The sequence below is a fragment of the Ruegeria sp. AL12 genome, assembly GCF_056540885.1.
Genome location: NZ_JBQFXN010000002.1, coordinates 654,224 through 680,396 on the forward strand (window position 1 = coordinate 654,224; position 26,173 = coordinate 680,396).

The following is a 26,173-nucleotide window of genomic DNA, read 5'->3' on the forward strand; positions in this document are numbered from 1 at the left end:
ATGTCTTTCATATCTCAGGCCGCCTTGTTCTGTTCGGTGACGTCACCAGCGCGATACAGCTGGCCAAATTCAGTGTTGAGGAAATCGTCCAGCTTGACCTGTTCCTGCCGGACAAAGCCTTTCGAGGGCAGCGCCCCGATCCGCATCAGATCGACCACCCCCAGCACGCCTGCGGCGGTCGTGACCTGAATGGCGCTCCAGACCTGTCCGTTGATGGTGCGGGCAAAGGATTTGTTGATCAGGGACTTTTCGCGCAGCACACCGTCAATCGTGCCCTTTGCCGTACAGTAAACCAGCACCACGTCCTGATCGGTGCGGGGCAGGGCGGCCTCGAATATCTCTTTCAGCAGGTCGCGGCGGCGTTCCAGTCCCAGATCGTTCAAAAGCAGCTTCAGGATATCGCAATGACCCGGATAGCGGATCGAGCGATAGGACACATCCCGCGCCTTGCCTTGCAGCGTTTCCGGCAACGTGCCCAGACCGCCCGAAGTATTGAAGCATTCGTATTCCACGCCGTCATGGCCCAGAATCTCGTAGTTCTCCAACGGCGCGGTCTTGACCAGCTTGCCGTTCACGATGGCATCGCATGGGTTGCAATATTCGTTGATCAACCCGTCGGTGGACCAGGTCAGGTTGTATTTCAGCGCGTTGGTCGGATAAAGCGGCAATGCCCCCACCCGCATGTGCAGGCTGTCAATCTCGTCAAACTCCGCCGCGAGCGAAGCTCCGGCGATGCCGACAAAACCTGGCGCCAGACCGCATTGCGGCATAAACGCAGTTGCGCTGTCCCCGGCCAGTTCACGTACCGCATTCGTGGCCGCAACATCTTCGGTCAGGTCGAAATAATGCGCGCCCGCCGCTTTGGACGCTTTGGCGATCGAAGGGGTCAAGAAGAACGGCGCCGCCGAGATGACTGCGTCGAAACCGGTCAGTTCCCGGGCCAGACCGTCCGCGTCATTGGCATCGATCTGTCTGGTTCCAATGCCCATCTTCGAGATATCACCAAGCGCTTTCAGATCATGATCAGCGACCGTCACAGAGTAATTCGGCGACCCTTTCAACAGGGTTGCAATCATCTGTCCGATCTTTCCAGCGCCGACAATGCACACATTCCAGGACATAAAGATCTCCGCTGTTTCCCATCCAGTTCCAAGGGTGACGCGCAGCCTCGACAATTCATAGGTGCCAATTTGACGAATTGATGTAGATGACTGTCATAATGACGGAAAAAGCGATAATTTATCGGAATCGCATTTGCCGGCCATGTGTCGCGACAGGTCCTGCCACGTGCCAACGCGGCCCTTGGTCGATTGCGCCGTGACCTTTTGTCTTGTGGCGCCTGGCACTTGGGAAGCGCCACGGTCTTGAGCGATTACAAGCACTTGTGTTCTGACTTCCGGGCGCAACGGTCCGGTGATCTTGCAAGGCGACTGATCCGCTTCCAACCTGGCCTCGGTGCGCTTCCAACTATGCCTCACACGCGGAATTTTGAGCGATGTTTCTCGTTTGCGACATGGCTTGGTCAAATCGAACAACTTCTTGGCATTGCTCGGCGGCATGGTACGCGCAGCGGTCGCCGGAGAAGGCTGTGAAGCTCGGTCGTGGCCGCCTTGTCGTGTTGAACAAGGGCAGGTGTTGCATTGATCGCGTTATGTCCCAAGCCTGAAAACTCAGCCTGTTCCGGGAAGGGCGTTGTGACCTCTTGCCTGCACGCCGCTTCGCACCAAACACACCAAACACCCCGGGAGGGTCACAACGAATGACTGCAAGCCCGCTCGATCATATTCGTGTCCTCGATTTTGGCCAATACCTGGCTGGTCCCTTGGTTGGCATGATGCTTGCTGATTTGGGGGCAGAGGTGATCCGCATCGACCCGCCCGGTGGCCCGCGATTGAAAGAACCGGCCACAGACATGCTGTCACGCGGCAAAACCGCCGTGACGATCGACCTCAAATCCGAAGGAGGTTTGCAGGTCGCGCGCGAACTTGTGGCGCGGGCTGACGTGGTGATCGAAAACTTCCGGCCCGGCGTGATGGAGAGGCTGGGCCTGGGTCCGAATGCTTTGCGCGACATAAATCCGCGCATCGTGTCATTGTCATTGCCGGGGTTTGCCTCAACCGATCCCGCGCTGGCCGATCTTCCGGCGTGGGAAGCCGTGATCGCGGCCCGCACCGGGCAATTCACGGATATGGGGCTGAACCGGCGCCTGATGGGCATCAACCCATCCTTTTCACCTTTGACGCTGGCATCCGCCTATGGCGCTTCGTTCGGCGCGATGGCGGTGCAGTTCGCTTTGGCTGCTCGCGACCGGAACGGAGGCGATCACATCGAGGTGCCTCTGGCTTCGGCCTTGCTGGAAGGGTTGGTGTATAACTGTGAGCAGATTGAGGACTATCCCGAACGCTACAAGTCCCCTCGCGAAGTGGAACTTGACAGGCGCGCAGCCGAAGGCTTGCCAACGGATCTGAGCTTTGCGGAACTGGAAGAGTTCCTGGACCCTTTCTATCGAACTTATACCTGCGCCGACGGGCGCGGGTTCTATGTGGTGGCGGGCAGTGTGAAAACACATCCCCGGCGGGTGTTGGAGACGCTGGGCCTCAAAGACCTTGCCGATCAATTGCCGGACTTCGACGCCTATCTCGATACCGCAGACTGGCCGGATGAATGGTCGCTGCGCAACTACCCCGTCGGAGCAAGGGATCGCACGCGTGTGTCCGAGGCGATGAAAAAGGCCTTTCTGACAAGGCCCTCTCATGAGTGGGAAGCCCTTTTCGGGTCTGCCAAGGCGCCCGGAACGGCGCAACGGTTCAGCAAGGAATGGCTGGCCGATCCGCACGCTTTGGCCTCGGGTCTGGTGTTGGAGGTCGAAGACCCGCGTCATGGGAAGATGACGCAGATGGGAAATGTTGCGTGGCTTGCGGATGATGGCGCTGCGCTGGTCAAAAAACCGGGCCCCGATCCCGATGACGCACCCGTTTCAACGATCCTTGCCGAACCGCCGCGCAGCGGACCGCCAGCCGCAAGCGGCCAAGGCTGGCTGGAGGGGCTGAAGGTGCTGGACCTGACCAACGTGATCGCCGGTCCGACGATCGGGTCCACGCTGGCGCGATTTGGCGCTCAGGTGACTTCCGTTCAGCCGGCCGAGCCATCAGTCGATCCGTGGAACACCGTGGTTTTCGGCTTGCACGCACATCGTGGAAAACAAAGCGTTTTGCTGAACCTGAGCTCGGATGGCGGGAAGCAGGCGTTGCGACGGCTCATCGACTCCTCGGATGTCATCACCATGAACGGCACGGATGAGCAGCGCGATGCCCTGGGGTTGAGCGAGGAAGAGCTGGCGGCGATCAACCCCCGCCTCATTCTGGTGCAACTCGATGCCTTTGGTGGGCCTGCGCGCGGACCCAAATCGGACCATCTGGGGTATGACGACCTGGCGCAGGCGGCGACCGGGGTCATGGTGCGTTTTGGCGGTGGCATGGCCACGCCCGAAGAGCATGCGCATTTCGGTACGATTGACGTTCTGACCGGCTATTGCGCATGTGTTGCGCTTGGTGCGGCCCTGCTGAGATTGCAGAAAACCGGAAAAGGCGGGATTGCGCGGGCTGCGTTGGCGGCGGCCGGCAACCTCATTCAGGCGCAATTGATGCATGATTTCGAAGGCCGCGCGCCCTTTGACGAACCAGCCGGGCGCGCAGCTATGGGCTGGGGACCATTCTACCATTGTTACCGCGCGGCGGACGGGTGGATGTTCTTTGCCGCACCCGCCGAACAACGCGAAGCCCTGCGCCGTGTCTCGGACCTCGCCAGTATGGCCGATACACCGGAGAAGGAATTGCCGGATGCGCTTGCGGATCATTTTGCAAGGAAACCTGTTGATTACTGGCAAAAGGCGTTTTCCGGTTCTTCCAGCACCGTCATGCCTCTGGGATCGTTGCATGACACGCGCGACGCCGTGTTGCAGCCGGAAAGTGCCGGGAATATCGACCTGATGCGGGGAACGTTCAGCGTCATTCGGCATGACATGCATCCTATGGGCCGGTGGTGCGATCTGGTTGCCCCAAATGCCGTGCGACCCGAACGCGCCCGGATCGTCATTCCCGGACCGATGCCGAAATACGGCGCGGATACACGCAGCATTCTGCGAAACGTCGGTTATGCAGATGAGGATATCGACGCGATGATCTCTGCTGGATCGGCCGCCGAAAGCTGGTCGGAAAAGTACCTGCCCGAGTAGTCGACCAGCTACAAACGGTTCGGAAATCAAGAAGATATGCCATCCGCCGCCGCAGGCACAGAGTCCCGGGCTTGGCGACGGGTGGTATCCGTCGTGACAGGCTTTGGGCTGGCACCCGCGCGACTTGCACAGAATATTCTACCGCTTTGCCACAGTTTTTTTTGCATGTCTTGCGGCAAGAACCGTCCTAGGGTCGGCAAAGCACAGCTTTGCACACACAACGAAACAAGAACCACTGACCATGAGCCAAATATCAGAGAGCCTGCTGAACCAAATCCGCAGCCGCTTTGCCCAGATCGATCATTGCCCCGAACAGGGTGAGCGGATCTTTTTCGAGAATGCCGGAGGCGCACTGACATTGAATTCAGTGTTGGAAAGTTCGGTTCGTTACGCCGCCATCCCGGACAACCAGGGGCGCGACAATCCGGGATCCCATGCGCTGGTCGCCACGATCAAAGCGGCCAAGGCGGATATGCGGGATTTCATGAACGCACCCCGCGGGCAGTTCTTTGTCGGTGAAAGCGGTACAGAGCTGTTGTTCCGGCTGATCATGAACGCCTGTCTGGGAACGGGTCCGGGCGTTGTGCTGGGATCCACATTGGAACACCCGGCGACGCGATCGGCCTGTGATCGTTGGGCCCGCATTTCCGGGCAAACCCACGTTTTGGTGCCCCATGATAACGCAACCGGTACCGTCTCGGCCGAAGCCTATGCCGCGGCCGTGACACCGGATACCAAAGTGGCGACGATCCTGCATACCTCGCCGGTGACGGGAATGGGCGTTGACGTCGCTGCCGTCTCTCAGGCCATCCGCGCCGTGGCTCCGGATTGTTTCATCATCGTCGATGGCATTCAGCACGCAGCGCATGGCCGGATCGATCTGACCGCTTATGACGTCGATGGTTATGTGATTTCGCCCTACAAGGTGTTTTCGCGTCATGGCTACGGCGTGGCGTGGATCTCTGATCGCTTGACCGCGCTGGAGCACAACGCCTTGCTGGATGGTCCCGCGGACAATTGGGAAATGGGCACCCGCGACACCGGAGCTTATGCCACGATGTCCGACGTCGTATCCTATTTCGAATGGCTGGGCAGTCAGGTCAGCGATGCCGAAGACCGGCGCGGCAAGTTTCTGGCGGCGGGTGATGCGATCCATGCGCAGGAAAAGGCGCTGACCGATGCGATGATCCACGGCACCGGCAACCTGAGCGGTTTGGCCGAGATGGAAAAAGTCACCATTCTGGGCGGGGCTGACAACCCGGCACGAGAAGGTCTGGTATCGCTGCGTGTCGAAGGCGTGGCCTCGTCCGAGGTCGTCAAACGGCTGAACGAACACGGTATCCGCACGCATCTGCGCAAGGCGGATCACTATTCCGGCAATATCCTGACACCGCTTGGCTATGATGCCTGTGTGCGGGTCTCGATGTGTCACTACAACTCGATCGGCGAAGTCGCCAAATTCCTTGCCGTCATGAAAGAAATCGCCGCCTGAGCCGCGCCATATCCAAGGACATTCCCTCATGAAAACCCATGCACAAGCTGTTGTCATCGGCGGCGGCCTTGCCGGTACGTCGATACTGTATCACCTTGCCAAACTCGGCTGGACGGATTCCATCCTGCTGGAACGCGACGAGCTGACCAGCGGATCGACCTGGCACGCGGCGGCCAACATCCACGGTCTGCATGACAACAACAACATCACCCGCATCCAGCACTATACGATGAACCTGTACAAAGAGCTGGAGAAGGAAACCGGCCAAAGCTGCGGGGTGTTCCAGCCCGGATCGCTCTATCTGGCCCAGACCGGAGAGCGCGAGCAACAGTTGCGCCTGCAAGAGGCGAAGGCCCGGTTTTATGGGCTGAATTTCCACGAGGTCAGCCGGGAAGAGGCCAAAGAGCTGCACCCGCTGGCGCAGTTCGATGACATCCGCTGCATCATGTACGAACCTGATGGCGGCAATGTGGACCCGTCCGGCGTACCGCATGCCTATGCCGCCGGGGCCCGCGCGATGGGGGCCACCATCGAACGGTTCTGCCCGGTGATCGCCACGGAACAGCAACCCGATGGCAGTTGGATCGTTCGTACGCCCAAGGGTGACATTCATGCCCAATGGGTGGTCAACGCCGCGGGCCTCTGGGGGCGCGAGGTGGCGGCGCTGGCAGGCTTGACCCTGCCACTGCAACCGACCGAACATCAGTATTTCGTGACCGAAAGCATCGACGAAGTGGCCAGTCTGGGCCGCCGTCTGCCGTCAATCGCCGACCGGGACGGCGAGTATTACTTCCGACAAGAGGGCAACGGCCTGCTGATCGGGGCCTATGAGAAAGACATGAAGTTCTGGGCCGAAGACGGCACGCCGCTCGACTTTGCGCATGATCTGTTTCCCGACGATCTGGACCGGATCATGGAAAACGTGATCCGCGCCACCGAACGCGTGCCCGTTGCCGCCACAGCCGGGGTGAAACGGGTAATCAACGGCCCGATGATCTGGTCGCCCGATGCCAACATGCTGTGGGGGCCGGTGCCCGAACTGAAGAACTATTTCCTCTGCGGCGGTCTGATCCCCGGCTTCTCGCAATCCGGCGGGCTGGGGCTGTTGGCGGCGCAATGGATGATCGAGGGTGAGCCGCAATATGACATGTTCGCCTGGGATCTCGCCCGCTTTGGCGACTGGGCCGACAAAAAGTTCACCAAGGCCCGGGTCGAAGACGCATACACCCATCGGTTCAAAATCCACTTCCCGAATGAAGAACGCAGTGCAGGCCGCCCGGCCCGTGTGCGCCCTGCCTTCGAGATGCAGAAACAGATGGGCTGTGTCTTTGGTCTCAACTGTGGTTGGGAACACCCGCTTTGGTTTGCCGATGAACCCGGCACCGAAGAGACCACTGGCTTCACCCGCCAGAACTGGTTTGATCCGGTCGGGCGCGAGGTTCAGATGCTGCGCGACAGCGTGGGCGTGATCGATATTTCGAACTTCGCCAATTACGTGATCAAGGGGCCTGGCGCCTATGACTGGCTGGACCGACTGGTAGCCAATCGCGTGCCGACCGAAATTGGGCGCAGCTGCCTGACGCCGCTGATCTCGGTCCGCGGTGGCGTGGCGGGGGATTTCACCGTCACCAAGCTGTCGGAAGACGAATATATGATGATTGGCTCCGGCATGGCTGAACGCTATCATCAGCGCTTCTTTCAGATGGTGGAAATGCCTCAGGGCACAACTCTTGACGTTGCAACAGACCGCATCGCCGGGTTCAACATCGCCGGCCCGAAATCACGCGAGGCATTGGCGCGTCTGACCAATGCAGACCTTTCCAACGAAGCATTCCGCTTCATGCGGTCGCGAAAGATCACTGTTGCAGGTGTTGATTGCGTGGCCATCCGGGTCAGCTTTACCGGCGATCTGGGTTGGGAACTGCACTGCGCCGAAACCGATCAGGTCGCGCTTTACTCTGCGTTGCTTAAAGCCGCCAAAGACTGCGGTGGCGGCCCCGTGGGTGGGCGAGCGCTTGGGTCGCTGCGCATCGAAAAGGGTTATGGATCCTGGGGGCGGGAATATTCCCAGGAATACTGGCCGCAAGAGGTCGGGCTGACGGGCCTGATCAAGCTGGACAAGGATTTCCTGCACAAAGACGCCTATCTGTCCATCAAGGACAAAGCTCCGCGCGAGGTCCTGTCCATCTTTGAACTGGACGTGACCGAGGATGCCGACGCCACCGGCAGTGAGCCGATCTTTACACCTGATGGTGTGCCTGTCGGCCGTGTCACATCGGGGGCGTACGGGTATTCAGTCGGGAAATCTCTGGCTTTGGGTTTCCGCAACCCCGAGGTGGCGCAGCCGGGGGATGAAGTGGTGATCCAGGTGATTGGCAAACCGCATAAGGCTCGGGTGCTGGCAGAGGCGCCGTTCGATCCTCTGGGCGGCAGGCTGCGCGGCTGAAACAACCGGCCCGCCCGATCAAGCTCATCCCGTGGCCACAGATCTCATCCGCGATCTGCGGCTATGGGATGTGCGATTTGCTTTCGGACTGATCGACACGGTCCGCCTCGGTTTCAGGGTGCCACTGTTTCGCGGCCGGTTCGCAAACCTTCAGACAATCAACCGCGCGCGCTGCGATCTGATCCGCGATTTCGGCTATGTTGACGGGGTTCAAATAGAAGGCAGGCACAGGGGGCAGGATGATGGCTCCCATTTCTGCGGCCGCCGTCATGTTGCGCAAATGTGCCAAAGTCAGCGGCGCTTCTCGTGTCAGCAGAACCAGTGGGCGTCGTTCCTTGAGCTGCACGCCCGCCGCGCGTGTCAGCAGGTTGTCGTCCAGGCCATGCGCGATCGCACCCAGTGAGCGCATGGAACAGGGCGCAACGATCATCCCGGATACCGGCACCGAACCGGACGCGATACTTGCCCCGATATCGGCGGGCGCGTGATGACGGGTTGCCGACTGCCGCAGTTCCTTCAGGGCGTCCGGGCCGCATTCCTGCGCAAGCGTCAGACGGGCGGCGGGGCTGACGACCAGGTCGATTTCGATATCCGCCGATGTCAGATGCCGTGCCACCGCAAGGCTCAAAACCGCACCGGAAGCGCCCGACACGCCTAAGACTACTCGGGTTTTCGTCATGTTCTCAGCTCTGGCATCAATCTGTCTATCAGGTCTTCCGCAAATGCGTGATCAACCTTTTCGGTGCGCATGACCGTCCCCCATTCCCGCCCTGTTTCACTGCCTGTTTTCGTCGTGGCGTCGATGCCCAGCTTTCCGGCCAGACCAGGTTCCGGCGAGGCGAAATCAAGATAATCCATGGGTGTCCTGTCCAGGATCATCACATCACGGCCCGGGTCCATTCGCGTGGCAAGCGCCCAGGCGATATCGTCCCAGTTTCGGGGGTCGATATCGGCGTCTACCGCAACGATCATCTTCGTATAGCTGAATTGCGGCAGCATCCCCCAAAGCGCCATCATCACACGCCGGGCCTGGCCCGGATATCGCTTGTCGATGGCGACGATGGCGATGCGATAGGAACAGGCGGCAGGCGGCAGCCAAAGGTCGTGTATTTCGGGGATCTGAGCACGAATGGTCGGCAAGGCCAGACGATTGAACACTTCGCCAATGACGGCAGGTTCGTCCGGCGGGCGTCCGGTATAGGTCGACAGATACAGCGGCGCCTCGCGATGGGTCACGGCCGTGACATGCATCACCGGAAACGGCTCGGCGGGGTTGTAGTACCCGGTGTGATCCCCGAACGGGCCTTCGGGTGCTGTCTCGTTTGGCGACACCCAGCCTTCCAGGATGATCTCGGCATCTGCCGGTACAAGCAGAGGGACGGATTGGGCCGGAACCAATCGTGGCCGGTTTTGGTTCAGGGCCCCGGCAAATGTCAGCTCAGACACCATTTCGGGCAGGGGCAGAGCCGCCGACAACAAGGTCGCGGGGTTTGCGCCCAGAACAATTGCGACCGGCGTCTTTTCGCCGTGCTGCGCCCAGCTGCGATGATGAGCGGCCCCGCCGCGATGTGGCAGCCAGCGCATGATCAGACGGTTCCGGTCCAGCACCTGAACGCGATAGACGCCGGCATTGTAGGTCTGTGCCGCGTCGGGTTCGCTGCCACGGGGCCGGGTGATGACCACGGGCCAGGTGATCAGAGGCCCCGCGTCCCGGGGCCAATGTGTCTGGATCGGCAGCGCAGAAAGATCAACATCGGCTTCGCAGTGGCAAACCTGCTGGACAGCGGCGGTTTTGACCTGCTTCGGCCGTGTGGACAATGCGGCCTTCAGCATCGGCCACCGGGACAGTGCATCCCGCAACCCGCCCGGCGGCGTCGGGGCCCGAAGCGCGGCCAGAAACGCGCCCAGATCATCCAGCCCTTCGGAAGAAACGCCCAGTCCGGCGGCGACGCGTTCCGACGTGCCAAACAGGTTGACCACAACCGGTATGTCGCACTGCCCCGAGGGCGCGCCCGTCGGTGTGTCGAATTGCAACACGGGCCCATTGGCCTCCAACACGGCGCGGTGGACAGCGGTCATTTGATGGCGCACGGAAACCGGTTCGGCGATGCGCCTGAACTGCCCTGTTTCTTCACACCATTTCAGAAAATGTCGAAGGCTGGGATATGGCGGCAGAGTGCGAATGGGTTTGCTCCGGCGGTGGTGCCCACCCTCTAGCAGCGAAAGAGGCCGGTCGAATTGACAACCGTCAAGTCCCGGGCGCCGGGGCGGCTTTAGGAAGGCCGCACCGGTTCACTTTGTTGAGACAGCAGGAGGTCTGTTTGTCCGATCCCCGAAACCCGATACCGCGATGCCCTGCCGCTTTGGCCGCGGCCCTGCGGTTTGTTCCGCTTGCACCCTTGTCGCTGTCACTGACGGCGTTTTCCCGCAAAATAACCAAGAAACACCCCGACTTGCTCAACCGGCTCGGTGAATACAGCCGGGCAGCCTTTGTGCTTGATCCAACGGATCTGCCCGTTGTCCTTCTGCTTGAACCGAATGACGGCGCACCGAGAATAAGACTGAGCCGAAGGCGCGTGGACGGGGCCGCGCGAATTTCCGGCCCACTGGCCGCGCTGTTGGGGCTGGTGCATGGTGCGTTTGACGGTGACGCCCTGTTCTTTTCGCGCGATCTGGTGATCGAGGGCGACACAGCCGCGGCACTGGCGCTGCGCAACGCAATTGACGACGCAGAGCTGGACCTCGCGCACGAGGCCGCAACCCTTTCCGGCCCGCTTGCACGCCCGCTGAAGCAGATCATCGCCTTTGCAGAGCGTCGGACCGGCCTGTGCCTGACCCGACCCGAGGACGCGATCCTATGGTAATGGAAATCGTTTGCCCGGCGGGAACGCCCGCGGCCCTGCGTGCAGCCGTCAAGGCTGGGGCTCACACGGTCTATTGTGGCTTCAATGACGAAACCAATGCGCGGAACTTTCCGGGGCTCAACTTTGACCGCGCTGAAATGCGGGCCGGAATTTCCTTTGCCCATGATCACGGATCGAAGGTGTTGATTGCAATCAATACCTTCCCGCAGACGGGCAACGAAGGGATCTGGAAACAAGCGGTGGCGGATGCCGAAACCTGCGGTGCAGATGCTGTCATTCTCGCCGATCTGGGTTTGCTGGACTACGCCGCGCGACACCATCCCGGCCTGCGCAGACATCTGTCCGTGCAGGCCGCGGCGGCCAATGCTGACGTGATCAATTTCTATGCCGAAACTTTCGGTGTGAAGCGGGTGGTCTTGCCGCGCGTATTGTCCGTTCCGGAAATTGCCGCGATCAACTCTGAAACCGATGTCGAAACCGAAGTCTTTGTGTTCGGCGGTCTTTGCGTCATGGCCGAGGGGCGATGCTCGCTGTCCTCTTATGCCACCGGGTTGTCTCCAAACATGAACGGTGTCTGTTCTCCTGCCAGCCATGTGCAGTATCAAGAAGAACAGGGCGCGTTGACCGCGCGCCTTGGCGGGTACCTGATCCACCGGGTCGAACGGGATGAGCCCGCACCTTATCCGACTTTGTGCAAAGGGTGTTTTTCCGCAGGTGAAAAAACCGGGCACCTGTTCGAGGATCCCGTCAGCCTGAACGCAGAACGGCTGATCCCGCAATTGCAAAAGGCAGGTGTGACGGCCTTGAAGATCGAAGGGCGCCAGCGGTCAAAATCCTATGTCGCACAGGTCGTTCGGAATTTTCGCGCCGCGGTCGATGCGCTGGAGTCAGGCCAACCGATGCCCGAAGGTATGCTTGCGCGTCTGTCGGAAGGGCAGGCCATGACGACCGGCGCTTACAAAAAGACGTGGAGGTGATCCGATGGAACTGACAGTAGGCCCGAACCAGTTCTTCTGGCCCGCCGAAACCTGGGCTGCATTTTACGATGATCTGGCCCGATCGCCCGTCGACCGCGTCGTGCTTGGGGAACTGGTCTGTTCCAAGCGCTTGCCGTTTTACCAGGATCGTATCCCTACGGCGATTTCCCGGCTGGTGGAGGCGGGCAAAGAGGTTGCGCTGACAAGCCTGGCCCTTGTGACCCTGAAACGCGAGCGCAAACTTACCGCTGAGCTTGCAGAAATGGGCGTCATGGTCGAGATCAACGATCTGACCGCGCTGGCACATTTGCCCGGCACCTGCACGTTTGCCGTTGGCCCGTTGGTAAATGTCTACAACGAAGGCACTTTGAGATGGCTGGCTGCTCGGGGTGCGCGCCGGGTTTGTCTTCCGCCGGAATTGCCCATCGCTTCGGTCAAAACGCTGGCGCAAGCTGCCTCGGACTTGGGCGTCGCGATCGAAATATGGGGGCATGGCAGGTTGCCGCTGGCCATTTCCGGGCGCTGTTACCACGCGCGATTGCATGGGCGCAGCAAGGACAATTGCCAGTTTGCCTGCGAAGACGATCCCGACGGGTTGGACGTTCTGACCGGCGACGGCAAGCCTTTTATGGCCATGAACGGTGTGCAGACCCTGTCAGACAGCCATGCCTGTACGGATCATCAGATCGACCTTCTGCAACAGGCTGGCATCTCGGCGTTGCGTCTGTCGCCGCAATCTGGCGGATTCCGTCAGCTGTGCGAGTTGTATCGAAAACGTATCGACGGTGATCTTCCCCAAGGAGAAGTGGAGCGCGCCCTGCGTGGCGCTGATCCTGATATTCGGTTGAGCGACGGATTTCTGACGGGGTCCTGCGGTGCAGAATGGTCCGGTGCATCAAAGGCGGCTTCGATCTCGGTTTGACCGCCGCATCGGCATGACGTCCGTCGCGCCGGACGCGAATGAAACAGCCTATGCTTTGAACCCTTGGGATCAGTCCGGGTTTGTCCGGGTTTCTTCCTCTTGAACCCAGGTTTCGGCCTGCAAGACCCCGGGTTGCCCGGTGCCGATAATCCCCACGACCTGCACATCGCCGGTGTCGGTGGGCGCGGCCACCTGAACACGCCGGATCAATGCGAAAAGGGCGACCGCAATACCGATAGCTGCCAGAAGAAACGGAAGACCGCGCCCGCCGAACAATGAGATAGAGTTCGGCCCCAGCATGGTTCCCACCAGCAGGCCGACATTCAGCAGCAGCACCATCGTGCCACTGGCGGGAACGATCTGGGACAGCTTGAGCTGATCATTGGCATGCGCCGTCAGGATCGAATACGCGGGATACAGCCCGATTGCGATCAGTACAAAACCATAGACGATATGAGACGGCGACGTATCGATGGCCATCCAGAGACTGGACAGGGTCGTAACGACACCCAGCCCGATGACCACATAGCGTCTGTCGGTGTGATCAGACAGCCAGCCGACGGGGTATTGCACCACCGCACCGGCGATCAGCGCCGCCACCAGCGCCCCTGACGCCTGCGCCGTCGTAAAGCCGTTTTGCAACGCATAAAGCGGCAACGAGATATAGGACGCGGCGACACCGATGCTGACCAGAACGATACCGATGACTGCGATGGGCGAAACCTTGTACAGCACGGGAACCGACATGCGTTCCGGCGCGGCATATTCCGGCGCCTTGTTGCCCGACAGAAGAAGCGGCACGATCGAAAGCGAAATCAGGATGGAAACAAGCCCGAACAGCAGGTTTCCGGTGGGGTCGGGAAAGCCGACTATGGCGGTGCCAAGCGCTGGGCCGGCAAGCTGGATAATGAAATACAGCGACAGAACCTGAGCGCGCATGTTGTTCTCGGATTTCGCGTTCAGCCAGCTTTCGGTGATGACGTAAAGCCCCGGGTAACAAAACCCGCCCAACAGACGCATCACGCTCCAGCTGATCGCGTCGCTGGTCAGCAGATGCACGATGGCCGCAATCGAAACCAGCGAGGCGAGGGCCGAAAATGCCCGAATATGCCCGACATTTTCGACCAGCCTCGGGGCAAGTGCCGTCCCCGCAAGCGCGCCCAATGGATAGCTTGCCTGCATGACGGAAATCGTGAAGTCACTAAAGCCCAGACTGGCCCCCCGGATCGTCAGCAACGTCGCCAACAGACCGTTGGCAACCATCAGCATGAACATCCCCAGGAACAGTGCCCAGTTTTCGTTTAACGCGCGTATCATGGCCAACCGCTACTGATGCGGGGCAGGCCTGTATACAACTCCTACGACATCGGGATGTCGTTTGATGGAACTTCTCCGTCGCAGGCCACCATGTCGGATTCAACCGTCCCTGGGCCCACTGCAACTGGGCTTTGGGCTGAGCTACACGTCGCCTTGCATGATCCGGGCATAGATATCGGGATCCGTCACGCCTTCGGAACCGATCGTCAAAACCCGAGACTGCGGCGTCAATCCAAGCTTCTGAAAAAGCTCGGGGTTGTTGGCCGCTTCGATCAATGCGGCCAATCCGGCAACGCCGCTCTCTCCGGCTTCGATCGCAGGATCACTGCCTTGCGGACGCGCCAGGCGACGGACGGTGGGCGGTATCAGCTGATCGTCGATTGCCAGAAAGTCCGAGGCTTCGCTGTGCAAAACCTCCCACGCCATCGGAGACGGCACCCCGCAGGACAAACCTGCCATGATGGTCTCTTCGTCGATATCTACGGACGCGGCTTGCCCCTGCCTTGCGCTTTCGAACAAACACGCCGCCAGATGCGGTTCCACGACCACGACGCGCGGTGCGGGATCACCCCAGGCCTGACGCAAAGCTGCCGCAACTGCCGCGGCAAGCCCTCCAACTCCACCTTGCAGTAAGACATGCGTCGGTGCCGTGTCCATCGCATCCACGACTTCCTTGACCATGACGCCATAGCCCGACATCACGTCGCGCGGCGGGTCGGTGTAGCCTGGCCAGGATGTGTCCGAAACCACGAACCAGCCGTTCTCGTCGGCTTCCCGCCGACACTGATCCACCGAAGCGTCATAGTCTCCATCGATGCGCACGACGTCGGCCCCCAGATCGCGCATGGCCTGCGCGCGGCCTTCACTGACCTCGGCGTGAATGTAGATCCGGCAAGGCGCGCCGAACCGCTTGCACCCCCACGCGAGGGACCGACCGTGGTTGCCATCGGTCGCCGAAACAAGCGTGATACTGGCAACCATGTCGGCGCAGCGGCCAGTACGGATATCTTCCAATGACACATCCTGACCGGTGCGGCGCGATATTTCACGTTGCAGAACACGCAAGGCGGCAAAGGCCCCCCCCAATGCCTTGAAACTGCCAAGTCCAAACCGGGGACCTTCATCTTTGTAGTGAACCTCCGCGACGCCGATCTCGGCTGCCAACGAGGGCAAGGAATGCAACGGCGTGGGCGCATACCCCTCCCATTGGGTGATTTCCCTTGCTGCGCGATCGAAATCCCGTCGTGTCAAAACGGTTTCGGCAGCGGGGCCGAAGCTCGGCCTGCCTGCCTGATGGGCGATGTTTTCCGTCATGGTCGTGTGTCCTGTCAGGGTTTCAGCGGCAGGCGCTGCCGCACCAGCTCTGCCCAGAGTTCTGCACCCAGCGGGAGCAGTTCGTCGTTGAAATCGTAATCAGCCGAGTGCAGCGGACGGCCATTTGATCCTTCGGTCCCGTTGCCGATAAGCAGGAAACACCCGGGCACAACGGCGGCAAATTCGGCAAAATCTTCAGAAAAAGACATGGCAGGACGGTCTCCGTCCACCTCAAGACCCATGGCCGAAGCCGCTGCAACGACATGCGATGCGGCATCGGCATCATTGTTTGCCTCGATGAATTCGGTACGGAAATCCACGCTCACCTCGACGCCATGGCTTTCGGCCACACCGGTTGCGATCTGGCGCATATTGCGCTCGATCAGCCTGCGATCTGCCGGTGACATGGCCCGCGCGTCCCCTTTCAGAACAGTACGCCCCGGAAGCACATTGCGCTGTCCGTCGGTGATGAACTCGGTCACTGACACCACGGCGCCGGAAGAAGGTGCAAGCTTGCGTGAAACGATGGTTTGCAGGGCCAATACCAGTTCCGCCGCAGGCGTGATCGTTTCGCGCCCGACATGCGGCATCGAGGCATGACCGCCTTGACCGGAAAGCGTGATTTCAAACAGGCTTTCACTGCAACAGATGACACCGGCGCGGGTGGAAACCCGCCCGACAGGCTCTCCCGGAAGATTGTGCGCGCCGTAAACCTCATCAATCGGGAAGGTCCGCAAAACCCCTTCATCGATCATCGCCTTTGCCCCAAGCCCATGCTCTTCGTTGGGCTGGAACAGAAAGACAACCGTGCCGTCAAACGCCGGATCCTTGGCCAGCAATTCGGCGGCCCCAAGCAGCATCACCGTGTGGCCATCATGGCCACAGGCATGCATGACACCTTCGTTCTGCGACGTGTGCGCAAACGTGTTGACCTCGGTGATCGGCAGCGCGTCGAAATCCGCGCGCAGCCCGATGGCGCGATTGCCATTGCCCGCCTTCAAGACGCCCACGACACCGACCCCTTCAAACACCTCGATGCCCAGGTTGCGCAGATGCTCGGCAATCCGGGCCTTGGTCCGGACTTCCTGAAATCCAAGCTCGGGGTTGCGATGAAACTCGTGGCGCAATGCACGCAGGCGTTCTGTCAATGCTGTCACGGCAAACCTTCCCTTCGACGTGTTGCTTCACATGTGTGAAACAAGTTTATTGCAAGTGACCTGAAAAAAGGGCTCTAGTTGGTGGCCAGCGATGCAAGTTTCTTTCACATGACGCAATTGGATGACTTTGACCGCGCGATCCTGCGGATTTTGCAACAAGACAACAAAACCACGCAGCACAAGATTGGCGAGGCCGTAAATCTGTCCGCACCCTCGGTGCAGCGCCGTATCCGCCGGATGGAGGCCGAGGGCGTGATACGAGCCAATGTGGCCGTCGTTGACCCGGCGGCCGTAGGTCTTCAGCTTACCATCTTCGTTGAACTTGAACTGGTCAGCGAAACCCCGGACGAGATTGATGCCGTCAAGAAATCCCTGCTGAATGCTCCGGAAGTCCAGCAATGCTTTTACGTGACCGGAGAGGTTGATTTCATGGTTGTCGTGGTCGTCGAAAGCATGGCGGTATACGAAGATTTCACCCGCAGGATGTTTTTTGAAAACGGAAATATTCGAAAGTTCAGAACCTTCGTTTCCATGGATACCGTCAAATCCGGCAGTGCTTTGGGGTTCTGACCGGCACATGGTGCAACGACAGGCCCGTCCAAACATGTCCGCGCAGGCCTGGGCCATTCGGTTGGGCTGACAGAACTGCAAAGGCAAGTCCCGCCACGGGTCTCAGCGCCGCTGTTCCAACGTGTTTTCAACTACATTCCATTGCGCGGAATGACATGCGCTTTCTCTTCCTCAAAGATCAACTCCTCTCCTGACCATGCCTTCAGGCGCGAGATCAAATGAAACTCGGTGGCCGTTGCCCGTTGTTCGGAATAGGTCCAGATCCTGTTCTTCTGCGTCAGATGTTTCAGCTGATTGGGTTGCAGCAGCACATCGCATGACCACCCGTCCTTTTTTGAAACCAACTACGTCAGTCGACCAACTTCGCTGTCCTGCATTGGGCATGCAAAAAAGCAGCGTTTCGGCAGTGTCGGGTGGCATATGGCGCTCCGATATAGGGGCGAGCGGAGGAGCTCTTAGCCGATTGAAAGCAGACTGGGAAATCTCCGTAAAACGCCTTGTGAACCAGGGCTGCGATGTTTCACCAAATGTGTTGGCCGAGGCGCCTAAGACAAGAAAGAAAAAGCATCGGTGAAAACGTCCTGTCCGCACGGCGCTGGCAACGGATTGTCACATCGCCGCGCACCGGACATAAGCGTGCTGTCGGGTTGCAAAACCCCGCGCAGCAGGCTGGCAATTATTCGATGATTGAAGGTCCGGGCTGGCGGTTGGTGTCGTTTCGCTCTATCGCCTAACCGGAACATACCCATCGAAACAGGAGACAGCGGTTGTGACCATTACTCGGATCGAGACCGGCAAACGCATGAGCCGCATCGTCAAACATAACGGAACCGCCTATCTGTGCGGTCAGGTTTCCGATGCTGCAACCGTTGCGGATCAAACCCGTGACATCCTTGCCAAGATCGAGGACCTTCTGGCCAAGGCCGGCAGCGACAAGACGCGTATCCTGCAATGCGTGATCTGGTTGTCGGACATGGCCGACTTTGCCGAAATGAACGCGGTCTGGGATGCCTGGGTGCCAGAGGGCCACGCCCCGGCCCGTGCCTGTGGCGAGGCGAAACTGGCCCGTGATGTTCTGAAGGTCGAGATGATCGTCACCGCAGCCTGCGATTGATCCGGCTGGCCGCGCGCCATGCACTGATTTCAGGTACGGGCGGGTTTGGGCCTGGGAAACAAGACGCCCTGTCCACGCTCCTACTGTACCTGAGAATGCACCTTTACCAGAGTTTCCAGAAACAGCTTGGCCACGCGTGTTGGCGCAGGTTGTTTTCTGGCCACGGCCGCGAAACGGGTTCTGTATTTGATCTCTTTGGGCAGGACCTTTTTCATAAGCCCCTGTTCGACGAATTCCTGCGCCAGATGATCGGGAAGAAACCCAAGGTAGCGACCTGAAAGTATCAGAATGACAAGGGCTTGTTCGTTCTGCACTTTGGCCGCACGTCGAAACCCCAGTTGTTGACCAACGATGAGATTTGGTGAGTTCACATTCAGGCCGGCATAGTTGAACTTGCGAAGAACACTCAGTTTCAATTCTGGATCCGACCGGTCAAACAGGGGGTGTTCCTGCCCACAGTACAAGAACATGTTTTCCCCATAGAGCGGTGTGTAATCCAGGCTTGCCGATGGTCGGTGCAAAGCGATGATGCCAACATCCAGATGCCCGGTGATGACCATTGTCTCAATCACGTTTGGGGGTTCCAGCGACAGCTCGATGTGAACCGCCGGTGCGGCCTCATTGAACTTGTGAATGGTGCGAGCAAGTTGGGCTTCGGGGTTGGTTGTACATTGATCGAACAGAGCCACGCGAATACTGCCGGCCAGTTGTTGTTTGACTTCGTTGACCTCGGTTCTGAACTGCGCCACGGAAATAAGCAGGTCTTCCGCCGCGGCCAGCACCTTCTCGCCGTCTTCCGTCAGTGAAAACCCTGACGGCCCCCGGTTGCACAGCTTCAGGCCAAGCCTCAGTTCCAGATCAGACAAGTGTTTCGAGATCGTCGATTTTCCGATGTTCAGCTCGATCTCGGCGGCCGTGATACCACCACTTTCCGCGACGGTTTTGAACACGCGCAGCAGACGGATGTCCGTGTCACCGATCCGGGTATCAAGCTTGTTCTGACTCATATCGTATGTTTGAGATTAATGAAACCTTTCGCGCAAATATTAACAACGACGAAACCATTTTGGCAAGTTAGCTTCGTGTCGCCGAGGTAGAATCGGACTGGCCTATTTCTCCCCAGGTCAGCGCGCACCTCGAAACACGACAAATGGGAGGAAATCCATGTCATTTATCAAAAAGCTTGGCACTTTCAGCGCAGCCGTTTCCGTTGCCGCACTGATGGTTGCAGGCACGGCCGAGGCGAAGAATTTCAAGATCGCTGTCGGCGACAGCGCGGGCAGCGCTCAAGAGGCGCTGGGGCTCGCTTTCGTGAAAGCGCTCGAAGAAAAATCAGGTGGTGAGCACACCGCGACACTGTTCCTGAACGGTCAGCTCGGTTCCGAGCAGGACACCGTGAACGAGGCCGCCATCGGCACGCTGGACATGTCACTGCTGGCAATCAACAACATCACGCCATTCTCGCCGTCGGTCGGCGTTTTCACTCTGCCCTATGTTATTCTCAGCCTGGAAGATGCCGAAAAGTTGACCCAGGGCCCAATCGGTCAGGAACTGATCGAAAACACCATCCGTGATGCCGGCGTCCGCATCATCGGCTGGACGTATACGGGTTTCCGCCGTCTGACGAACTCGAAAAAGCCGGTCAAATCGGTTGCGGATTTGCAGGACCTGATCATTCGCGTTCCAAAAAACGAAATCATGATCGAAACCTACAAGGCATGGGGCATCAACCCGACCCCGATGGCCTGGTCGGAAACCTTCACCGGCCTGCAGACCAAAGTGGTTGACGGTCAGGACAACCCTTACCTGACGATCAATGCGATGAAGTTCTACGAGGTTCAGGACCACGTCACTAACCTGCGTTACATCTTCTCGATCGAACCGCTGATCATCTCGGAAGCCGTGTTCCAGGACCTGTCCGAAGAGGAACAGCAAATGATCCTGGAAGCAGGGCAGGAAGCCACTCAGGTCTCGGCCCAGTTCCTGCGGGACTCAGAAGCCGCCATCAAGGAAGAGCTGACGGCCAAGGGGATGGAAATCATCGACCCCGAGAACGACGAAGCCGAGTTCATTCAACTGGCGACCGAAGCTGTCTGGCCGCAATTCTACGAGTCCATTGGTGGTGTCGAGAAACTGAATGCAGTTCTCGAAGCCATCGGCCGCGAGCCGGTCCAGCAATAATCGTCGCACGGCGATACCGGGAAGAGCGCTGCGGCGCTCTTCTCATTTCAGGGAGGAGTGAAACCACATGTTCTGGAAATTTCTGGACAACATAGAAAGTGTCATCTGCCGGATCCTCTTATCCGGCTTCGTCTGCCTTTTGTTCGTGCAGATCATCGCGCGCGAAGTCTTCGGCTTTTCGATCAGCTGGATCGAAGAGCTCTCGGTCTACATGTTCGTCTGGTTCGTCTATTTCGGCGCAAGTTACGCCGCTCTGAAAGGTGCGCATAACCGCGTGACATTCCAGTTCAAGTTCCTGCCCGAAGGGTCGATCAAGTACATCGAAGCCTTCGCCGATCTCTTCTGGCTCTTCTTCAATGTCTACTTCCTGTATCTGGCGACGGATTTTGTCTTCAACAAGATGAACAAGTTCTGGAAGTCCCAGACCCTGGGTATCGAGATGAAGTACATCTACATGGTGCTGCCCATCGCGTTTGCGCTGATGACCGTCCGCATCATTCAGGTGAATTACCGCCGCCTTATCAAGGGCGAGGATATTCACGATCCTGATCAGATCGACCTCGACGAAATCAAAGCTGCGACTGAAGCAGCAAAGAAATCCTAAGGGCAGGGGGATAAACCATGGAATCCGAAATCGTCACAATCCTGTTTGGGTCTTTCCTGTTTCTGCTGCTCATTGGCGCGCCGATCACGGTGGCGCTGGGTGTGGCGTCGCTGGTCTCATTCCTTTACCTGGACGAGAACCCGATCAAATTCGTGCAAATCGCCTTTACCTCGGTGGGTGCTTTCCCCCTGATGGCGTTACCTGCCTTCATTCTTGCCGGGGCCCTGATGGAGGCCGCCGGTATCTCGAAACGCCTGATCAATGTTGCTGAAAGCCTGGCCGGTCCTTTCACCGGCGGTATTTCGGCTGCGACGGTCATGGCATGTCTGTTCTTCGGCGCCATTTCGGGCTCGGGCCCGGCAACAACCGCGGCCGTTGGGATGCTGATGATCCCTGCGATGATCGACCGCGGCTATGAGCGCGGCTATGCCTCGGCGATCACTGCGTCCTCTGGCGGCCTTGGGATTATCATTCCTCCCTCTATCCCGATGGTGATCTTCGGCATTGCCGCGCTCGGTATGGCGCCGCCGCCGGAAGCCGTGGAAAAGTTCGGTACATTCCAGTCGGTTTCGATCTCGAAACTGTTCATCGCCGGATTCGTCCCTGCCTTCCTGATCGCCACCAGCCTGCTGATCCTGAACTTCTTCATGTCGAAAAAGCGCGGCTACAAGGGCGTTTCCGAAGGTTGGTCGATCCGTCACGTGGGCTGCGAAATGTATCGTGGGTTCTGGTCGCTGATGGCGCCGCTGGTGATCCTGGGCGGTATCTACACCGGCTTCTTCACCCCGACCGAGGCGGCAATCGTGGCAATCTTCTACACCCTGTTCGTGGGCGTGGTTATCTACCGCGAACTGACCTGGCAGTCGCTGTTCCAGTCGCTCGAGGCCACCACCTGGCTGACTGGGCGTGTTCTGCTGATCCTGTTCACCGCGACGGTGTTTGGCCGACTGCTGGTGGAAAACCAGATCCCGGCGATCATCGCGGATTCGATGCTCAGCTTCACGGACAACCTCTATGTCATCTGGACGCTGATCATCTTCTTCCTGCTGTTCGTCGGCATGTTCATGGAGACGCTGGCCACCATCCTGATCCTGGTTCCGGTGATGCTGCCGGTGGCCTATTCGGTGGGTATCGACCCGATCCATTTTGGCGTGGTGATGGTCTGCACGCTGGGTATCGGTTTCCAGACGCCGCCGCTGGGCGAAAACCTGTTCATCGCGTCAGGTATCTCGAACATCACGATCGAACAGATCTCATTGCGTGCGCTGCCCTTTGCGGCCGCCAACACGATCGCGATCTTCATCATCGCCTTCTTCCCTGAACTGTCGCTGTGGCTTCCACGGCTGTTCGGCTACTGACCCGAAAGGATGACGACATGAAACAACTGGTCACAAACATCCTCTTTGCCACTGACCTGTCAGAAAACTCGGGTCACGCCATGCGCCATGCCGCCAGCATCGCGCAGGCCACGGGGGCTGAAATTCACGTGCTGCATGTGAATGAGCCACTGTCGGACGATGCCAAGATCACGATGGAAATCTTCATCCTGAATGAAGAGACCCGCAAAACCGCCGCTGCGCGCCGTCACGAGATGGTGCGCAAGGTTCTGGCCGAACGGCAAGCCAAGTTCTGGGCTCAGTTCGATGGTGACGATGAGAGAATTCGCGATCAGGTCACTTCGGTAGAGGTCACAGATGGCCACCCGGCCGAAGTGATCCTGCGCCGCTCGGTCGAACTGGGCTGTGATCTGATCGTGCTGGGCGCGCATGATCACGGCTTTTCGCATACGTTTCTGGGCACCGTCGCAAAGCGTGTTTTGCGGCGCTCCAAGATACCGACACTGATCGTTCCGAACCCGGACGAAACGTAACAACCCCACTGACAAGGAAGTACAAAATGAGCAAAACCCTGACCGCGCAGGACCTGGCGGACACGTTTGATGCGTTCAACCGCCACGACATCGACGGCGTGATGACCCACTTCGCCGACGACTGCGTGTTCTACACCGTGGCCGGTGACGAGAAATACGGCAACAAGATCGAAGGAGCAGAGGCTATCGCCGCCGCGTTTTCAGGCGTCTGGGCAGGCATGAAGGACGCCCATTGGGATCACCACGGCCACTTTGTCCACGGTGATCGCGCCGTATCGGAATGGACGTTTTCGGGAACCGATGCAGACGGCATGCGGATCGAAGCGGAAGGTGCGGATCTGTTCACTCTGCGTGACGGGAAAATCGTCGTAAAACAGGCGCTTCGCAAAACGCGCCCCATGTTCAAGGCCTGATCCGCCGCACTGCGCGCAGCTTCGGAGAAAAACAAGAATGGTGGACAAAAGCATCCCGCGTCATTGGCCCAAGGCCAGCTATGACCCGAAATATGACCCCATCATCGATGCGGGTCCTGGTCACAATCGCGACCACGCGCCCACATACTGGATCGGAACGGCCGGTACGCCCCCGGCCGATGATGGTCCGGTGTCCAGCGATATGGATGCCGATGTGGTGGTGATCGGGTCGGGTTATACCGGCCTGTCCACCGCCATTCACCTTGCCAAGGAACACGGAATCCAGGCAGTTGTTCTTGAAGCGAATACCGTGGCCTGGGGATGCTCGACGCGCAATGGCGGGCAGGCCCAGATCTCATCCGGGCGGCTGAAACGGTCGCAATGGATTCAGCGCTGGGGCACGGATGTGGCTAAGGGCATGCACGCCGAAGTCACCGAAGCTTTCGAGTTGTTCAACGATCTCATCGCGTCGGATGACATCGACTGCGAACCGCAGCCGGGTGGCCATTACTATATCGCGCACCGTGAAAAGGTCATGCCGTCGCTCAAGAAAGAGAGCAAGCTGCTGAACGACGTGTTCGGCTACGGCTCGCGTATCGTTTCCCGGGACGAACTGCATGAAAACCACGTGCGCGACATGGAAGCCGCAGGCGCGATGTGGGAGCCTGACGGAACGTGTATCCACGCCGGCAAGCTGGCTTTTGGCTATGTCAACATGGCGCGCAGGCTGGGTGCGAAAATCCATACCGGCAGCCCGGTCATGGGGTGGCAAACCAAGGACAGAGTGCATCATCTGCGGACGCCGGGCGGTATTGTGCGCGCCAAATCGGTGGCCTTGGCAACGGCCGGTTATACACCCCCGGGGCTCAACAACCGCACCAGGCACCGCTTGATGCCGATCCTGTCAAATTCGATGGTAACTCGGCCTCTGACCCGGGCCGAGTTGGACGAATGCGGTATTCAGACCAGATCCCCCCTGACCGACACGCGCACGCTGCGCCACTATTACCGCCTGTTGCCGGACAACCGGATACAGATCGGCAGCCGCAGTGCCGTGACAGGGCGTGATGCCGAGAACGGCAAACATCTGGACTTGCTGAAGAAGGGACTTGCCCGCAAGTTCCCGGCGCTCGAGGATATCAACCTCGACTACTCCTGGTGGGGCTGGGTTGATGTCAGCCACGACATGATGCCGCGCATTTTTCGGCCCGATCCAGATCAGAGCGTGTTCTATGCCATGGGCTACGGCGGCAATGGCGTCATGTACTCGGCCCAGGCCGGACGACGCATGGCGCAGTTGGTTGCCGGCCAGAAGGACAAGGCGTTTGAATTGCCGATCTTCACCTCCCCATTGCCGAGCCACGGCATCCTGACGCCTTTCCGCCGACTGGGACAGCGTATGGCGTATGTCGGCTATTACCTCAAAGACGAAATACTGTAACTCACAGGGGCTTCGGCGCCCTGAAAAGACAAGGAAGCACTCAGATGAAGATGACGACGGAAGAGGCGTTTGTTAAGGTTTTGCAGATGCACGGGATTGAGCATGCGTTCGGGATCATTGGATCTGCGATGATGCCGATCTCGGACTTGTTCCCAAAGGCCGGGATCATGTTCTGGGACTGTGCGCATGAAGGCAGCGCGGGGATGATGGCGGATGGCTACACCCGCGCCACCGGCAAGATGTCGATGATGATCGCGCAGAACGGCCCCGGCATCACCAATTTCGTGACCGCCGTAAAAACCGCCTATTGGAACCACACGCCGCTGCTGCTGGTCACCCCGCAGGCGGCGAACAAGACCATCGGTCAGGGCGGTTTCCAGGAAGTCGAGCAGATGAAGCTGTTCGAGGACATGGTCGCCTATCAGGAAGAGGTCCGCGACCCGACCCGCGTCACCGAGGTTCTGAACCGCGTGATCATGAAAGCCAAGCGCGCCAGCGCCCCGGCCCAGATCAACATCCCGCGTGACATGTGGACCCAGGTGGTTGATGTTGATCTGCCCGCCATCGTCGATTTCGAACGCCCTGCGGGCGGCGAAACCGCCGTGGCGCAGGCGGCCGAGCTGCTGTCGACCGCCAAGAACCCGGTGATCCTGAACGGTGCGGGCGTGGTTCTGTCCAAGGGCGGGATCGAGGCCTCGAAGGCGCTGGCCGAGCGTCTGGATGCGCCGGTCTGCGTGGGCTATCAGCACAACGACGCCTTCCCCGGCAGCCACCCTCTGTTTGCCGGTCCTCTGGGCTACAACGGCTCGAAAGCCGGGATGGAGCTGATCAGCGAAGCCGATGTTGTTCTGTGCCTCGGCACCCGTCTGAACCCGTTCTCGACCCTGCCGGGCTATGGCATGGAATACTGGCCGGCCGAGGCCAAGATCATCCAGGTCGACATCAACCCCGACCGGATCGGCCTGACCAAGAAGGTCACCGTGGGCATCGTGGGTGACGCGGCCAAGGTGGCGACCGGCATCCTGAACCAGCTGAGCGATACCGCGGGCGACGAGGGCCGCGACGCGCGCAAGGCGAAGATCGCCGAGAAGAAGTCCCGCTGGGCCCAGCAGCTGAGCAGCATGGACCACGAGGATGATGATCCGGGCACCACCTGGAACCAGCGCGCCCGCGCGGCCAAGCCCGACTGGATGAGCCCCCGCATGGCGTGGCGCGCGATTCAGGCGGCGCTGCCGAAAGAGGCGATCATCAGCTCGG

At 59.3% G+C, this 26,173-nt stretch carries 23 protein-coding genes; 15 read left to right on the forward strand and 8 right to left on the reverse strand.

The window, feature by feature from the left end; genetic code table 11:
- Positions 1 to 14: 14 nt before the first annotated feature.
- On the reverse strand, positions 15 to 1,121 hold the full coding sequence (locus ACR0C6_RS10775) for a saccharopine dehydrogenase family protein (protein ID WP_480619214.1): 1,107 nt from the start codon (positions 1,119 to 1,121) through the stop codon (positions 15 to 17).
- Positions 1,122 to 1,759: 638 nt separating this feature from the next.
- Between ACR0C6_RS10775 and ACR0C6_RS10780 the strand changes: the two genes are divergently transcribed.
- From ACR0C6_RS10780 to ACR0C6_RS10790, 3 genes are all read left to right on the forward strand, one after another.
- A complete protein-coding gene (locus tag ACR0C6_RS10780; protein WP_480619216.1) occupies positions 1,760 to 4,234 on the forward strand; it encodes a CoA transferase in 2,475 nt (824 codons plus the stop codon).
- Between the two features lie 241 nt (positions 4,235 to 4,475).
- The gene (locus ACR0C6_RS10785) at positions 4,476 to 5,726 is read left to right on the forward strand and encodes an aminotransferase class V-fold PLP-dependent enzyme (RefSeq protein ID WP_480619218.1); all 1,251 of its coding nucleotides are present in this window, start codon (positions 4,476 to 4,478) and stop codon (positions 5,724 to 5,726) included.
- A 28-nt stretch (positions 5,727 to 5,754) separates the two neighbouring features.
- Entirely contained in the window at positions 5,755 to 8,172 is a 2,418-nt protein-coding gene (locus ACR0C6_RS10790) for a GcvT family protein (protein ID WP_480619220.1), read from the forward strand.
- Between the two features lie 61 nt (positions 8,173 to 8,233).
- Here the strand turns inward: ACR0C6_RS10790 and ACR0C6_RS10795 are convergent, their stop codons facing one another.
- Both ACR0C6_RS10795 and ACR0C6_RS10800 read right to left on the reverse strand, forming a co-directional pair.
- Complete coding sequence (locus ACR0C6_RS10795; RefSeq protein WP_480619222.1) at positions 8,234 to 8,851, reverse strand: UbiX family flavin prenyltransferase; 618 nt, start codon at positions 8,849 to 8,851, stop codon at positions 8,234 to 8,236.
- A complete protein-coding gene (locus tag ACR0C6_RS10800; protein ID WP_480619257.1) occupies positions 8,848 to 10,356 on the reverse strand; it encodes a UbiD family decarboxylase in 1,509 nt (502 codons plus the stop codon). The genes ACR0C6_RS10795 and ACR0C6_RS10800 overlap by 4 nt, the downstream gene beginning before the upstream one ends.
- 137 nt (positions 10,357 to 10,493) lie before the next feature.
- On the opposite strand from ACR0C6_RS10800, the gene ubiT reads away from it, so the two are divergent.
- The 3 genes from ubiT to ubiV are packed head-to-tail and all read left to right on the forward strand — an operon-like array spanning position 10,494 to position 12,935.
- On the forward strand, positions 10,494 to 11,036 hold the full coding sequence (gene ubiT, locus ACR0C6_RS10805) for a ubiquinone anaerobic biosynthesis accessory factor UbiT (RefSeq protein WP_480619224.1): 543 nt from the start codon (positions 10,494 to 10,496) through the stop codon (positions 11,034 to 11,036).
- Positions 11,036 to 12,013, forward strand: coding sequence for a ubiquinone anaerobic biosynthesis protein UbiU (gene ubiU / locus ACR0C6_RS10810; protein WP_480447022.1), 978 nt, complete (start codon positions 11,036 to 11,038; stop codon positions 12,011 to 12,013). Before ubiT ends, ubiU begins: the two co-directional genes overlap by 1 nt.
- Before the next feature lie 4 nt (positions 12,014 to 12,017).
- Positions 12,018 to 12,935: a ubiquinone anaerobic biosynthesis protein UbiV gene (gene ubiV, locus ACR0C6_RS10815; protein WP_480619226.1), complete on the forward strand. Its 918-nt coding sequence runs from the start codon at positions 12,018 to 12,020 to the stop codon at positions 12,933 to 12,935.
- Positions 12,936 to 13,004: 69 nt separating this feature from the next.
- Here ubiV and ACR0C6_RS10820 read toward each other — a convergent pair whose 3' ends face one another.
- The 3 genes from ACR0C6_RS10820 to ACR0C6_RS10830 all read right to left on the reverse strand — a co-directional run bounded on the left by ACR0C6_RS10820 (position 13,005) and on the right by ACR0C6_RS10830 (position 16,723).
- Entirely contained in the window at positions 13,005 to 14,252 is a 1,248-nt protein-coding gene (locus tag ACR0C6_RS10820; protein WP_224856122.1) for an MFS transporter, read from the reverse strand.
- A 141-nt stretch (positions 14,253 to 14,393) separates the two neighbouring features.
- The gene (locus tag ACR0C6_RS10825; RefSeq protein WP_480619228.1) at positions 14,394 to 15,566 is read right to left on the reverse strand and encodes a diaminopropionate ammonia-lyase; all 1,173 of its coding nucleotides are present in this window, start codon (positions 15,564 to 15,566) and stop codon (positions 14,394 to 14,396) included.
- 14 nt (positions 15,567 to 15,580) lie between these two features.
- The gene (locus ACR0C6_RS10830; RefSeq protein WP_480619230.1) at positions 15,581 to 16,723 is read right to left on the reverse strand and encodes an amidohydrolase; all 1,143 of its coding nucleotides are present in this window, start codon (positions 16,721 to 16,723) and stop codon (positions 15,581 to 15,583) included.
- 81 nt (positions 16,724 to 16,804) lie between these two features.
- Here ACR0C6_RS10830 and ACR0C6_RS10835 point away from each other — a divergent pair, with 81 nt between their 5' ends.
- Positions 16,805 to 17,293, forward strand: coding sequence for an Lrp/AsnC family transcriptional regulator (locus tag ACR0C6_RS10835; RefSeq protein ID WP_480447013.1), 489 nt, complete (start codon positions 16,805 to 16,807; stop codon positions 17,291 to 17,293).
- A 131-nt stretch (positions 17,294 to 17,424) separates the two neighbouring features.
- Here ACR0C6_RS10835 and ACR0C6_RS10840 read toward each other — a convergent pair whose 3' ends face one another.
- The gene (locus ACR0C6_RS10840) at positions 17,425 to 17,604 is read right to left on the reverse strand and encodes a hypothetical protein (protein ID WP_480447014.1); all 180 of its coding nucleotides are present in this window, start codon (positions 17,602 to 17,604) and stop codon (positions 17,425 to 17,427) included.
- 458 nt (positions 17,605 to 18,062) lie between these two features.
- Here ACR0C6_RS10840 and ACR0C6_RS10845 point away from each other — a divergent pair, with 458 nt between their 5' ends.
- Complete coding sequence (locus ACR0C6_RS10845; RefSeq protein WP_171117928.1) at positions 18,063 to 18,407, forward strand: RidA family protein; 345 nt, start codon at positions 18,063 to 18,065, stop codon at positions 18,405 to 18,407.
- An 80-nt stretch (positions 18,408 to 18,487) separates the two neighbouring features.
- On the opposite strand, the gene ACR0C6_RS10850 is transcribed toward ACR0C6_RS10845, so the two are convergent.
- Complete coding sequence (locus tag ACR0C6_RS10850; protein ID WP_171117926.1) at positions 18,488 to 19,414, reverse strand: LysR family transcriptional regulator; 927 nt, start codon at positions 19,412 to 19,414, stop codon at positions 18,488 to 18,490.
- Positions 19,415 to 19,571: 157 nt separating this feature from the next.
- Between ACR0C6_RS10850 and ACR0C6_RS10855 the strand changes: the two genes are divergently transcribed.
- The 7 genes from ACR0C6_RS10855 to ACR0C6_RS10885 all read left to right on the forward strand — a co-directional run.
- A complete protein-coding gene (locus ACR0C6_RS10855) occupies positions 19,572 to 20,588 on the forward strand; it encodes a TRAP transporter substrate-binding protein (protein ID WP_152460451.1) in 1,017 nt (338 codons plus the stop codon).
- Between the two features lie 67 nt (positions 20,589 to 20,655).
- On the forward strand, positions 20,656 to 21,192 hold the full coding sequence (locus tag ACR0C6_RS10860) for a TRAP transporter small permease (RefSeq protein WP_171117922.1): 537 nt from the start codon (positions 20,656 to 20,658) through the stop codon (positions 21,190 to 21,192).
- Between the two features lie 17 nt (positions 21,193 to 21,209).
- Positions 21,210 to 22,550, forward strand: a complete 1,341-nt coding sequence (locus ACR0C6_RS10865; RefSeq protein ID WP_171117920.1) for a TRAP transporter large permease — start codon at positions 21,210 to 21,212, stop codon at positions 22,548 to 22,550.
- A 17-nt stretch (positions 22,551 to 22,567) separates the two neighbouring features.
- On the forward strand, positions 22,568 to 23,062 hold the full coding sequence (locus ACR0C6_RS10870; protein WP_152460448.1) for a universal stress protein: 495 nt from the start codon (positions 22,568 to 22,570) through the stop codon (positions 23,060 to 23,062).
- 26 nt (positions 23,063 to 23,088) lie between these two features.
- The gene (locus ACR0C6_RS10875) at positions 23,089 to 23,475 is read left to right on the forward strand and encodes a nuclear transport factor 2 family protein (protein WP_152460447.1); all 387 of its coding nucleotides are present in this window, start codon (positions 23,089 to 23,091) and stop codon (positions 23,473 to 23,475) included.
- 37 nt (positions 23,476 to 23,512) lie between these two features.
- Positions 23,513 to 24,916 carry an NAD(P)/FAD-dependent oxidoreductase gene (locus ACR0C6_RS10880; protein WP_480619233.1) on the forward strand — a complete coding sequence of 468 codons (1,404 nt, stop codon included), beginning with the start codon at positions 23,513 to 23,515 and terminating at the stop codon, positions 24,914 to 24,916.
- A 44-nt stretch (positions 24,917 to 24,960) separates the two neighbouring features.
- The coding region (locus ACR0C6_RS10885; RefSeq protein ID WP_480619235.1) for a sulfoacetaldehyde acetyltransferase at positions 24,961 to 26,173 on the forward strand (1,213 nt) is incomplete at its 3' end.

Excerpts from the sequence above, each read along its gene's own strand:
- ACR0C6_RS10790 (WP_480619220.1), top strand. The coding sequence starts at position 5,755 with ATGAAAACCCATGCACAAGCTGTTGTCATCGGCGGCGGCCTTGCCGGT.
- ACR0C6_RS10870 (WP_152460448.1), top strand. The coding sequence starts at position 22,568 with ATGAAACAACTGGTCACAAACATCCTCTTTGCCACTGACCTGTCAGAA.
- ACR0C6_RS10860 (WP_171117922.1), top strand. The coding sequence starts at position 20,656 with ATGTTCTGGAAATTTCTGGACAACATAGAAAGTGTCATCTGCCGGATC.
- ACR0C6_RS10880 (WP_480619233.1), top strand. The coding sequence starts at position 23,513 with ATGGTGGACAAAAGCATCCCGCGTCATTGGCCCAAGGCCAGCTATGAC.
- ACR0C6_RS10785 (WP_480619218.1), top strand. The coding sequence starts at position 4,476 with ATGAGCCAAATATCAGAGAGCCTGCTGAACCAAATCCGCAGCCGCTTT.
- ACR0C6_RS10795 (WP_480619222.1), bottom strand. The coding sequence starts at position 8,851 with ATGACGAAAACCCGAGTAGTCTTAGGCGTGTCGGGCGCTTCCGGTGCG.
- ubiV (WP_480619226.1), top strand. The coding sequence starts at position 12,018 with ATGGAACTGACAGTAGGCCCGAACCAGTTCTTCTGGCCCGCCGAAACC.
- ACR0C6_RS10820 (WP_224856122.1), bottom strand. The coding sequence starts at position 14,252 with ATGATACGCGCGTTAAACGAAAACTGGGCACTGTTCCTGGGGATGTTC.
- ACR0C6_RS10855 (WP_152460451.1), top strand. The coding sequence starts at position 19,572 with ATGTCATTTATCAAAAAGCTTGGCACTTTCAGCGCAGCCGTTTCCGTT.
- ACR0C6_RS10775 (WP_480619214.1), bottom strand. The coding sequence starts at position 1,121 with ATGTCCTGGAATGTGTGCATTGTCGGCGCTGGAAAGATCGGACAGATG.
- ACR0C6_RS10780 (WP_480619216.1), top strand. The coding sequence starts at position 1,760 with ATGACTGCAAGCCCGCTCGATCATATTCGTGTCCTCGATTTTGGCCAA.
- ACR0C6_RS10875 (WP_152460447.1), top strand. The coding sequence starts at position 23,089 with ATGAGCAAAACCCTGACCGCGCAGGACCTGGCGGACACGTTTGATGCG.
- ACR0C6_RS10865 (WP_171117920.1), top strand. The coding sequence starts at position 21,210 with ATGGAATCCGAAATCGTCACAATCCTGTTTGGGTCTTTCCTGTTTCTG.
- ACR0C6_RS10825 (WP_480619228.1), bottom strand. The coding sequence starts at position 15,566 with ATGACGGAAAACATCGCCCATCAGGCAGGCAGGCCGAGCTTCGGCCCC.
- ACR0C6_RS10850 (WP_171117926.1), bottom strand. The coding sequence starts at position 19,414 with ATGAGTCAGAACAAGCTTGATACCCGGATCGGTGACACGGACATCCGT.
- ubiU (WP_480447022.1), top strand. The coding sequence starts at position 11,036 with ATGGAAATCGTTTGCCCGGCGGGAACGCCCGCGGCCCTGCGTGCAGCC.